At 65.1% G+C, this 1,519-nt stretch carries 1 protein-coding gene and 1 pseudogene; both read left to right on the forward strand.

What is annotated here, in order from left to right:
* Nucleotides 1-125: 125 nt before the first annotated feature.
* Nucleotides 126-293, forward strand: a pseudogene (locus B9C99_RS25760) (transposase); the annotation flags it as partial.
* A 101-nt stretch (nt 294-394) separates the two neighbouring features.
* Nucleotides 395-1,396, forward strand: coding sequence for an IS481 family transposase (locus B9C99_RS25445; RefSeq protein ID WP_088899797.1), 1,002 nt, complete (start codon nt 395-397; stop codon nt 1,394-1,396).
* Nucleotides 1,397-1,519 lie beyond the last annotated feature (123 nt).

Consider the following 1,519-nt stretch of genomic DNA (forward strand, 5'->3'; position numbering starts at 1 on the left):
AACGGCCTGCCCATACCGATTCCTCACAGATGCCCCTGTTCCGGACGGTCTCACCGTACGGCGGGCCACCCGGCCCGGCCAGCCAGACGAACATTGCGGGACACCCACCAAATTTCATATCAGGTACCAACGCGATCGAGAGCATCAACGCGCGATACCGCCGGGTGACCCGGGCCCGCGGACACTTCTCCAAGGAGCAAGCCGCGTCGAAGTGTCTGTATTTGGCGACCCGAGCGCTGGACCCGACAGGGAAGGGAAGAGCACGATGGGCAACTAGGTGTTGCGGGTCATGACGTTGTAGACGCCGCCAGGGGCTGACGAAGGCGGACGGGCCTTCCGACGGCAGGATGGGAAGTACCACCAACTCACCCAGCGCAACCGAAAGAACCCGTCCATGCTCCACCGTAACGCCCCGCTGTCCGTCGAAGGTCGCCGCCGTCTCGTCAAACGGTGCCAGACCCGTCCGCTGTCCCATGTCGCCGCCGAGATGGGGATCTCCCGGGCCTGCGCCAGCAAATGGATGGCCCGCTACCGCGAACACGGCGAACTCGGCCTGCTCGACCGCCCCAGCGTCCCGCACCACCAGCCCCCCGCGACCCCGGCCGAGACCGTGGCGCGGATCGAGACCCTGCGCCGGAACCACAAGTGGTCCGCAGCTCGGATCGCACACGAGCTCGCCGCCGACGGCATCACCATCTCGGTACGCACCGTCAGCCGGCACCTCGCTCACCTCGGCTTGAACCGGCGCAGGTTCCTCGACCCGAACGGCGAGAACAACCGCCAGCCACGCCGGATCATCGCCCGCTGGCCCGGCCACATGGTGCACGTCGACATCAAAAAAGTCGGCCGAATCCCCGACGGCGGTGGCTGGCGTGTCCACGGCAAGGGCTCGGAGCAGGCCAAGAAGGTCGAGCGCGCCAAGACTGCCGGTGCCCGCGCCGGCTACGTCTACCTGCACTCGGCGGTCGACGGATTCTCCCGCCTTGCCTACACCGAGGCCCTGGCCGACGAGAAAGCCGCCACGGCAATCGGGTTCATGCACCGGGCGAGAGTGTTCTTCGCCGCCCACGGCATCGTGCACATCCACCGGGTGGTCACCGACAACGGGTCCTGTTACCGGGCGAAGGACTTCGCGAAAGTGCTCCACGGTGGCCGGCATCAACGGATCACCCCGTACACCCCTCGTCACAACGGGAAGGTCGAGCGCTACAACCGGATTCTGGCCGAGGAGTTCCTCTACGCCCGCGTCTGGGTCAGCGAACGGCAACGCGCCCAGGCGCTACAGGTGTGGAATGTGCACTACAACTATCATCGTCCGCATACTGCCGTCGGTAATCGGCCGCCCGCGAGCAAACTCCGGACCGGTGTCACCAACGTCATGGCCTCATACAACTAGGCCGTGTTTCAAATGTGGTTCCGCCGAGGGATTCACTGCCCCACCTGGCGTGTCATGACAACTGAATGAGCGAGGTCTCCGGTAGAGGGTTAATCGACCAAGACAAACCTGAATACCGGAGAC

The organism is Rhodococcus sp. BUPNP1 (assembly GCF_002215235.1).
In the GTDB taxonomy this organism is placed as follows: Bacteria; Actinomycetota; Actinomycetes; order Mycobacteriales; family Mycobacteriaceae; genus Rhodococcus.

Excerpts from the sequence above, each read along its gene's own strand:
- B9C99_RS25445 (WP_088899797.1), top strand. The coding sequence starts at position 395 with ATGCTCCACCGTAACGCCCCGCTGTCCGTCGAAGGTCGCCGCCGTCTC.